Raw genomic sequence first — 9,040 nt, 5'->3', positions numbered from 1 at the left:
GGTCACCGCCCTCGCGCGGTTTGAACTCGCCGCGTTCCTTCCACTCGCCGCGCGGACGCTCCGCACGCTCGCCACGGTCGCGGTCACCGAACGGCTTGCGCTTGAACGGCGGACGCCCACCCTCGCGGTCACCGAAATTGCGGTCGCGGCTGCCCTTGAACATGCCCGCGTGCGGGGCTTCCGAAGGCGTGATGTTCGCCTCTTCGGTGTTCATCTGGGCCAGTTTGGCGAAGGCATCCACGTGGGTGTTTGCGATCTCGAAACGGGTCTCTTCGGGGAAGGTCTTGATCGAGCCGATCTGCTGCTTGGTGATGCCACCGATGCGGCAGATCATCGGGATCAGCCACTTGGGATCGGCATTGCGGTTGCGGCCGATGTCCATGCGGAACCAGCTGCACTCTTCCGACGACAGGCGGTCGAACGGACCGGCAGCGCCCTTTTCGAAGGCACCGTCCTCGCGGCGCTTGCGCTGCGGACCTTCGCCCGGATCGTTCACCTCTTCCGGTGCCGGCAGGTTCTTGCGCAGCATGTTGATCACGGCGGTGGCCAGTTCTTCCGGCGTACGCTCCTTGACCATTTGCGCGATCAGGCCTGCATCGTCCTCGTCGGCTTCCTGGGTGAAGATCGGCGCGGCCAGCAGGCGCTGTTCGTCCTTCTCGAGGATTTCCTCGGCGCTCGGCACAGCCGACCACACGGCTTCGACACCGGCCGAGTGCAGCAGCATTTCAGCCTTGCGGCGGCGCGAGGCCGGAACCAGCATGACCGAGATGCCCTTCTTGCCCGCGCGGCCCGTACGGCCCGAACGGTGCAGCATGGTGGCCTTGTTGATCGGCAGTTCGGCGTGGATCACCAGACCGAGGTCCGGCAGGTCGAGGCCACGGGCGGCCACGTCGGTAGCGACGCAGACACGGGCACGGCCATCGCGCAGGGCTTGCAGGGCTTCGTTACGCTCGCGCTGGCCCATCTCACCCGACAGGGCCACCGAGCCGAAGCCGCGCTCCAGCAGGGCAGCCTGCAGGTGGTTCACGCTGGCGCGGGTCGAGCAGAAGACCAGCACGGCGGGCGCTTCGAAATAGCGCAGCACGTTCACGACCGCATGTTCGATCTGGTTCGGATACAGGCGCATGGCGCGGTATTCGATGTCGTTGTGCGGCTGGCTGCGGTCCACCGTGTCGATACGCACGGCGTCCTTCTGATAGCGCTTGGCCAGAACAGCGATGTCACGGGCGATGGTGGCCGAGAACAGCAGGGTACGACGGTCTTCCGGCGCTTGCTCGAGGATGTACTCGAGGTCCTCGCGGAAGCCCATGTCCAGCATTTCATCGGCTTCGTCGAGTACGATGACGCGCGCCGCCGACAGGTCCAGGGCACCACGGTCGATGTGGTCCTTCAGACGGCCGGGCGTACCCACCACAATGTGCGTGCCGAAGCTGAGGGCGCGGGCTTCCTTACGGGAATCCATGCCACCGACGCAGGTGGTGATCTTGGCACCGGCTTCACCGTAGAGCCACGACAGCTCGGCGGCGACCTGCAGGGCCAGTTCGCGGGTTGGAGCAATAGCAAGCATCAGCGGAGCGCCGGCTTGACCGAGGTTCTCTTCGCCGTCGAAGAGTGTAGAGGCAGCGGCCAGACCAAAGGCTACGGTTTTACCCGAGCCCGTCTGCGCCGATACCAGCAGATCTGCATCCCCATGCCCGACTTCCAACACGGCAGCCTGAACCGAAGTCGGTTCAGCGTACCCTTTCTTGGAGAGAGCGCGGTCTAACGCAGGATGAACGGCTGGAAATGGCATGGATATACGATCTAAATAGAACTTGGTGCGGCCTAGAACGACCGCGCCCGGCCAAGGACGAGTTCCTCAAGCCGGGCGAACGGTCGTCCCTATACACGAAACAAGGCTACGGTGGGGCGAAATCGGCGTTCACCATCTTCCTTCATTCCCCATTGGTCGAAAGCGTGGCAATCTGGCCCCAGTCGCCCACCCCCAAGGGCGCAGTCGGGAACAGTTCGATGCTGCAATCTCTGCCCACGACCACCGTCGCGCCACAGGCCGCCGTAGACCGCTTTGAAGCCATTGCCCGCAAGACGGTTGTGGCCCCTCTCCAGAACGTCCAGACCGGCTCTGCCGAGGCCGCCGCCGCCCGCACCCAGCTCTCGGCCAGCCTCGCCGTCACCCGCACCGCCGACACCATGATGGGCCGTCTGCTCGACACCAAGGCCTGATCAAGGCCGCCGAATAAAAGGCGGCCATCCCCGCGCCAAACTACGGCAAAACTAAAGCCAATCTCATTTACTGAGATAACAGGGGTAGCAGAAATGGCGCGTATGGTTTTCATCAATCTGCCGTCCAGCGACCTTGGACGGACGGAAGCCTTCTACAAGGCGCTGGGCTGGAACAAGAACCCGGCTTTCAGCGACAGCACCGCCATCTGCATGGTTTGGTCCGAGACCATCTACGCCATGCTGCTGACGCACGATAAGTGGCGCACCTTCACCGACCGCACTATTCCCGACGCCCATACCAGCTGTCAGGTCCTTTGTGCGCTCAACCTCGATGACCGCGACACCGTAGACCGCCTGACAAGCGCCGCCCCGTCGGCCGGTGGCATGTCCGACCCCAATCCCGTACAGGACCACGGCTTCATGTACAGCCGCAGCGTCGCCGACCCCGACGGCCACATCTGGGAGCTGTTCTGGATGGACCCCGCCGCCATACCGCCGCAGGGCCAGCCATGACAGTCCTCAGCATCAACCGCTATATAGACGCCCCGCCCGAAACGGTTTGGATCGCCTTTACCGATCATGCGACCGAGTGGTTCACCCCAAGACCGTGGACGACGCCCGTCGTAGACTATGCTCTCACACCCGGCGGTCGGGCCAATGTGGTGATGCGCTCTCCCGAAGGCGAGCTGCACAGCTACAAGGGTGTGGTTCTGGAGGTGCGCACCGCCCGCCTTCTCGTCACCACCGGCGCGATGACCGAAGGATGGGAGCCGCAGGCCGACGATATGGCCTTCGTCCGCTTTGACCGCTTCGAGCCCGAAGGCACCGGCACCCGCTACACCGCCGAAGCCCGCCACTGGAGCGACGCCGCTGCCGCCAAGCACAGCGACATGGGCTTTGAACAGGGCTGGGGCATGGCCGCCGATCAACTGGCCGAAGTTGCCGAAAAGCTTGCCCGCGAAGGCAACAGCTGATGGCCGAAGCCCTTTTGACCTGCATCTGGTACGACCACGGTCAGGCCCGGGCGGCCGCCGAGTTCTACATGTCGCTGGGCCTGCCCGACAGCCGCATCACCCATATTGTGCACGCACCTGCCGCCAATCCCTCGACCGCTGAAGGTGAAGAACTGGTGGTGGAGTTCACACTGATGGGCAGGCTGTTCAGCGGCCTCAACGGCGGTCCCGTCTTTCCCCAGACCGAAGCCGTCAGCTTCATGATCATCACCGACGATCAGGACGAAACCGACCGTCTGTGGAATGCCATCACCGGCAATGGCGGCGCCGAAAGCGCCTGCGGGTGGTGCAAGGACCGCTGGGGCGTGAACTGGCAGATCACCCCGCGCCGCCTGCTGGATCTTCTGGGTGACCCCACCCGTGCCAAGGCGGCCTTCGAGGCCATGAACACGATGCACAAGATCGACATCGCCACTCTCGAGCGCGCGGTATCCACCCTTCCCTGACCGTCAAACTGGAGACGCATGGTATGAGTTACGTCACCGGCTATCTGGCCGCCGCCAAATCGACCGACCGTGAACGCTTTCGTCGATCCTCCGAAGCAGGATGGCCCATTTTCAAACGTCTCGGAGCATTGGCGCTGGTTGAAAACTGGGGCGTGGATGTGCCTGACGGCAAGATCACCAGCTTCCCGCTGGCGCTGAAGCTGAAAGAGGATGAGTCCGTCGTCTTCTCATGGGTCGTCTGGCCCGACCGCGCCACCTGCGACGCGGCGTGGGAGGCCATGCAGACCGATCCTGAAATGCAGGACATGGACATGCCATTCGACATGGAACGGATGATCTATGGCGGGTTTGAAACCATCTTCACCGCCCATACGGACTAAGCCCCAAGAACAAAGGGCGGCCCCGCAGGAGCCGCCCTTAAATCTTATTCGCCGATCAGTATCCGGCGCATATCCGCCACATCCGCGAACAGATAGGTCGGGTTATGCTTGGCCAGGGCCTCCGGCAGGGTATAGCCCCATGACACAGCGCCCGAGCGCAGGCCGATCGGCTTGGCCGCATCGATGTCGCGTATCTCGTCGCCGACGCTGACCGCGTCCTTGACGTCCACGCCCATCTGTTTGAGCACCTTCTTGAACTTGTTGGTCTTGCCGTGCAGCGAGGCCCCGCAGTTCATACCGTCAACCTCGATACCTTCGCGGTCCAGTATCTGGCGCACGGACTCGGTCGTGTCGGATGAGACGATCACCACCTTGATCCCCGCGGCGCGCAGGTCGCGCAGCAGTTCGGGAATACCGTCAAACAGCTGGGTGGTGCCCGCCGCCTTCAACTTCTCGCGGCGAGTATGGCGCACGATGGCCGGCAGTTTCCACGGCCGCACCTTCATCTTGGTCATCACCTGACGCGCCGAGAGACCCCGCATGGCCTCCAGCTCTTCCGGCTGCGGCTTATACAGGCGGAAGCGCGCGATGGCGTCGTCGAGGATCGACAGGAACCAGCCATAGGTATCGGCCAGGGTCCCGTCGAAATCAAAGATGACCAGTTTTGGCGTCGTCATTCGCGTCCTTGATCAAGGCAGAGAAGAAAGGGCGGCGTTCTCTTACCACCGCCCCTTTGCCGTGATCCGGCTTAGCTGTCGAGGAAGGAACGCAGCTTACGCGACCGCGACGGGTGCTTCAGCTTGCGAAGAGCCTTCGCCTCGATCTGACGGATACGCTCGCGGGTCACCGAGAACTGCTGGCCGACTTCTTCCAGCGTGTGGTCGGTGTTCATGCCGATGCCGAAGCGCATACGCAGGACACGTTCCTCACGCGGGGTCAGCGAGGCCAGAACGCGCGTGGTGGTTTCACGCAGGTTCGACTGGATGGCCGCATCGATCGGCAGGACCGCGTTCTTGTCCTCGATGAAGTCGCCAAGGTGCGAGTCTTCCTCGTCACCGATTGGCGTTTCCAGCGAGATCGGCTCCTTGGCGATCTTCAGGACCTTGCGGACCTTCTCCAGCGGCATGGCCAGACGTTCGGCCAGTTCTTCCGGCGTCGCTTCGCGGCCGATCTCATGCAGCATCTGGCGCTGGGTCCGGACGATCTTGTTGATCGTCTCGATCATGTGCACCGGAATACGGATGGTACGGGCCTGGTCGGCGATCGAGCGGGTGATGGCCTGACGGATCCACCACGTCGCATAGGTCGAGAACTTGTAGCCGCGGCGGTATTCGAACTTGTCGACGGCCTTCATCAGACCGATGTTGCCTTCCTGGATCAGGTCCAGGAACTGCAGGCCGCGGTTGGTGTATTTCTTGGCGATGGAGATCACGAGGCGCAGGTTCGCCTCGACCATTTCCTTCTTGGCCTGACGGGCCTCGCGCTCGCCCTTCTGCACCATCTGCACGATGCGGCGGTAGTCGTCGATCGGCAGTCCGGCTTCGGTGGCGATGGCGGCAACGTCGGCGCGGATCTTGGCGATCTGGTTGGCTTCGTTCTCGCTGAACTTGGTCCAGCGCACGCCCATTTCCTTGATCTGCTCGGCCCAGTTCGGATCCAGTTCCGAACCGAAATAGGCCTTCAGGAACTCGGGGCGCGAAATGCCATAGGTGTCGGCCAGACGCAGCAGGCGACCTTCCAGACCGATCAGACGCTTGTTGATGGCGTAGAGCTGCTCGACCAGCGACTCGATACGCGCATTGTTCAGCTTCATCGTCTTCAGACGGTCCGAAATGGCCGTCGTCAGAGCCTCATAGGCCTTCTGGTCCTTGGCAGCCAGTTCCTCGCCCTTCAGGCGGCTTTCGACCAGCTTGTCCTGCAGCTTGCGGAAGCCACCGAAGTCGGCGGCAATCGCATCCAGAACTTCCATCACGCCGTCGCGCAGCTCGGCTTCCATCGCCGAGATCGACAGACCGGCGCCGTCGTCGAAGTCCTCGTCGTCCTCATCACCGTCGCCTTCCGGCTTTTCTTCGGGCTCTTCGGACGGATCGGGCTGGTTGTGCGGCAGTGACGACGGGTTCAGCACGCCATAGGTGGCATCCAGATCGATCACATCGCGCAGCAGGATGCGGTTGTTGGCCAGTTCCTCGCGCCACACCATGATGGCTTCAAAGGTCAGGGCGCTTTCGCACAGACCCGAGATCATGGCGTCGCGACCGGCTTCGATCCGCTTTGCGATGGCGATTTCGCCCTCGCGGCTCAGCAGTTCGACCGAACCCATTTCGCGCAGGTACATCCGCACCGGGTCATCGGTACGGTCATAGGCCGACTTGGCAGGCGTTTCGGCAACGGCCGTCTCGGCAGCATTGGCGACTTCGGTGCCCTGCGCCTCTGCCGCGTCCTCTTCGGCCTCGACCACGTTGACACCCATCTCCGACAGCATGGCCAGAGTGTCTTCAATCGCGTCACCGCTGACTTCTTCCGACGGCAGAACCTTGTTCAGTTCTTCCATCGTGACATAGCCACGCGCCTTAGCCTGTTTGATGAACTTCTTGACGCCGGCATCGGTCAGATCAAGCAGCGGACCATCCGATTGGGCCTCTGTTTCCTGCGTCTCGTTCTGCGCGCTCATTCAACTTCTCTCCACCACCGTCAGGGGCTGCTGCTACCACCTGCGGCGAAAATGCAACTCGACGACTTTCTTCACTTAAGAAGACGCCGATGGGGTCCATATTGTTCCAGTCTTGATGGCCCGGCGCAGCGCATCTCTCTCGGCCTTCACCAGTGCGAATGCCGAGGCATCGAAAGCCTTGTGAGCTTCCGATTTTGCGGATGCCAACGCCTCGTCCAGAGCCGCTGCGCGGATCAGGACATCAAACGCCTGCGACCAAAGGGTCCTCATCTCGCCGAGGGGCTTGTCTGCAGCCAGGAATGGCGCGCCGGACTTTGCCGCCGCCTTCTCGACCTCGTGCATCAAGACATCGTAACCCGAAGATGCCAGATGGCGGCGCAGGGCCGCAGAGTCAAGGCTCCTCCCAGAGAAACGTAACCGAACCAGCTCTTTTGCCAGATCAGACAGGGCCGGATCGCCAAAACCGTAACGGGCGATGGCCTCCATATGGTCATCCAGACGCTCCGGATCCTCGATCACGCCATGCACCAGCGCCGCCGCCACCGGCTCGATGGAGCGTGACAGGGCCTGCATCGCCCGCTGGCCTTCAACGGTCTGTCCCTGAAGCGCAGCCGACCCCCATTTGCGGCGTTCGCCATAACCACCGCTCGCCCCTTGCGGACGCGCATTCTGCTGGCGCGGGAACAGGGCATCGAAGCGGTCGAACAGGTCGCGGCGGTACTGCTCTGCAAGGTCCTTGTCCTGCACCGCGCCCGCCGCCGCCCGCAGACGGCCCTTCAGGCCCGCCTTGCGCTCGGGCGTATCCAGCGGCTCGGCCTCGACCTCGCGCTGGAACAGCACCTCGGAAAAGGTCTTGGTCTGCGCCACCATCTGGCGCAGCGCAGGGGCACCCTTTTCACGCAGCACATCATCAGGGTCCTGCTCGCCTTCCAGAAGCGCAAAGCGGAACGACCGCCCCGGCTTCAACAGGGGCAAGGCCCGCTCAATCGCACGGTATGCCGCCCTCAGGCCCGCCGCATCCCCATCGAAACACAGGACAGGCTCGCTGGAGACACGCCACAGCCGCTCCATCTGCTCTTCCGTCAGCGCCGTACCCATCGGGGCCACCGCCGGAAGCCCCGCCCGCTGACAGGCGATCACATCCATATAGCCTTCGACGACGATGATCCCCTGCTCACCCTTCTTCTCGGCCCCGAGGATGCGCCGCGCCTCGGGCAGGCCATACAGCGTCGCACCCTTGTGAAAGAGCGGGCTTTCGGGCCCGTTCAGATATTTGGCGCGGTCATCGGGGTTCATCGCCCGACCGCCGAACGACACGATCCGCCCGCGCGCATCGTGTATCGGGAACATCAGACGGTCGCGGAAACGGTCATAGGGCTGGCCGCCGCCCTCGGGCGCGATCAGCAGGCCCGCCTCCACCAGTTCACCCGGTTTTGCCCCGCGCTGGACCAGGGCGTTCTTCAGTCCCTCGCGGTCATTGGGCGCATAGCCCAGACCGAATCGGTCCCACTGGTCCTCCGGCAGGCCGCGCTTTTCCAGATATTCGCGGGTCGCCGTCCCCACCTGCCGCCGCAGATTAGCCGCAAACCATTTCTGCGCCCACTCCATCCAGTCGGACAGGCCCTGACGCTTCTCCTCGCGCTCCTTGGCCATCGGATCCTCGGCGGGCAACTGCATCCCCGCCTCCGCCGCCAGACGCGACACCGCCTCGACAAAGCTCAGACGCTCCGTCTCCTGCAGGAAGCTGATGATGTCGCCGTGCTTGCCCGACGAGAAGTCATGGAAGAAACCCTTGTCGTCATTGACGAAAAAGCTGGGCGACTTCTCCTTGGCAAAGGGGCTGAGACCCACGTATTCGCGGCCCTGGCGTTTCAGTTTCACCGTCCGCCCGATCACATCGGACGGCCTCAACCGCGCCTTCAGCTCTTCGATGAAACGTTCGTCAAACCGCACGTCGGGCCCCGGAAACTCAAGCGCATACCTTACGGGCAACAGGCCGAATTTGCGACCATAAAACGGGTCTATGGCCTGTGCATATCTGTTAAGATTTTGGTAAGCCTTGCGGCAGCTTTACGATAACAACTGCCGGATTCTGAACGAGATTCTTCGGTACACAGACTTATCCACAACGGTTGTGGAAAATTATTGAGTGCAGATTATGCCCTTTACCATCGCCTCCCCCGCGGTGGTTCCGGTCGGCCCCGATGCCGTTGCCGTTCCCGGTTCCCCCGCCGTCTCCAATCTGACGCCGCGCGCCCTGCATGCGCGCCTGCTGGCCAATGCGGCCCTGCGCCGACAGCGCGGTCT

9 protein-coding genes are annotated in these 9,040 nt (G+C 62.9%); 5 read left to right on the top strand and 4 right to left on the bottom strand.

All coding sequences use genetic code 11. The features are described 5' to 3' along the window. On the bottom strand, nt 1-1,792 hold a 1,792-nt coding region (locus tag B3H86_RS01175; protein ID WP_292050735.1), incomplete at its 3' end, for a DEAD/DEAH box helicase. 218 nt (nt 1,793-2,010) lie between these two features. Between B3H86_RS01175 and B3H86_RS01170 the strand changes: the two genes are divergently transcribed. The 5 genes from B3H86_RS01170 to B3H86_RS01150 all read left to right on the top strand — a co-directional run bounded on the left by B3H86_RS01170 (nt 2,011) and on the right by B3H86_RS01150 (nt 4,062). Beyond that, on the top strand, nt 2,011-2,223 hold the full coding sequence (locus B3H86_RS01170) for a flagellar hook protein FlgE (protein ID WP_292050734.1): 213 nt from the start codon (nt 2,011-2,013) through the stop codon (nt 2,221-2,223). Nucleotides 2,224-2,316: 93 nt separating this feature from the next. Continuing rightward, nucleotides 2,317-2,736, top strand: coding sequence for a VOC family protein (locus tag B3H86_RS01165; protein WP_292050732.1), 420 nt, complete (start codon nt 2,317-2,319; stop codon nt 2,734-2,736). Then, nucleotides 2,733-3,197 (top strand): SRPBCC domain-containing protein, encoded by a 465-nt coding sequence (locus tag B3H86_RS01160; RefSeq protein ID WP_292050731.1) that lies wholly within the window; start codon nt 2,733-2,735, stop codon nt 3,195-3,197. Before B3H86_RS01165 ends, B3H86_RS01160 begins: the two co-directional genes overlap by 4 nt. Beyond that, on the top strand, nt 3,197-3,682 hold the full coding sequence (locus B3H86_RS01155) for a VOC family protein (protein WP_292050730.1): 486 nt from the start codon (nt 3,197-3,199) through the stop codon (nt 3,680-3,682). The genes B3H86_RS01160 and B3H86_RS01155 overlap by 1 nt, the downstream gene beginning before the upstream one ends. 23 nt (nt 3,683-3,705) lie before the next feature. Beyond that, complete coding sequence (locus tag B3H86_RS01150; protein WP_292050729.1) at nt 3,706-4,062, top strand: DUF1428 domain-containing protein; 357 nt, start codon at nt 3,706-3,708, stop codon at nt 4,060-4,062. Between the two features lie 44 nt (nt 4,063-4,106). On the opposite strand, the gene B3H86_RS01145 is transcribed toward B3H86_RS01150, so the two are convergent. The 3 genes from B3H86_RS01145 to dnaG form a co-directional block, all read right to left on the bottom strand. Further along, nucleotides 4,107-4,739: an HAD-IA family hydrolase gene (locus tag B3H86_RS01145; RefSeq protein ID WP_292050727.1), complete on the bottom strand. Its 633-nt coding sequence runs from the start codon at nt 4,737-4,739 to the stop codon at nt 4,107-4,109. Nucleotides 4,740-4,810: 71 nt separating this feature from the next. Continuing rightward, nucleotides 4,811-6,733: an RNA polymerase sigma factor RpoD gene (gene rpoD, locus B3H86_RS01140; protein ID WP_292050725.1), complete on the bottom strand. Its 1,923-nt coding sequence runs from the start codon at nt 6,731-6,733 to the stop codon at nt 4,811-4,813. Nucleotides 6,734-6,808: 75 nt separating this feature from the next. Further along, entirely contained in the window at nt 6,809-8,686 is a 1,878-nt protein-coding gene (gene dnaG, locus B3H86_RS01135; protein ID WP_292050724.1) for a DNA primase, read from the bottom strand. Between the last annotated feature and the right edge of the window lie 354 nt (nt 8,687-9,040).

The organism is Brevundimonas sp. UBA5866, assembly GCF_002432125.1.
Classification (GTDB): Bacteria; Pseudomonadota; Alphaproteobacteria; order Caulobacterales; family Caulobacteraceae; genus Brevundimonas.
This window is presented reverse-complemented; position numbering and strand designations above follow the sequence as displayed.

Excerpts from the sequence above, each read along its gene's own strand:
- B3H86_RS01155 (WP_292050730.1), top strand. The coding sequence starts at position 3,197 with ATGGCCGAAGCCCTTTTGACCTGCATCTGGTACGACCACGGTCAGGCC.
- B3H86_RS01170 (WP_292050734.1), top strand. The coding sequence starts at position 2,011 with ATGCTGCAATCTCTGCCCACGACCACCGTCGCGCCACAGGCCGCCGTA.
- B3H86_RS01165 (WP_292050732.1), top strand. The coding sequence starts at position 2,317 with ATGGCGCGTATGGTTTTCATCAATCTGCCGTCCAGCGACCTTGGACGG.
- B3H86_RS01160 (WP_292050731.1), top strand. The coding sequence starts at position 2,733 with ATGACAGTCCTCAGCATCAACCGCTATATAGACGCCCCGCCCGAAACG.
- B3H86_RS01145 (WP_292050727.1), bottom strand. The coding sequence starts at position 4,739 with ATGACGACGCCAAAACTGGTCATCTTTGATTTCGACGGGACCCTGGCC.
- B3H86_RS01150 (WP_292050729.1), top strand. The coding sequence starts at position 3,706 with ATGAGTTACGTCACCGGCTATCTGGCCGCCGCCAAATCGACCGACCGT.
- rpoD (WP_292050725.1), bottom strand. The coding sequence starts at position 6,733 with ATGAGCGCGCAGAACGAGACGCAGGAAACAGAGGCCCAATCGGATGGT.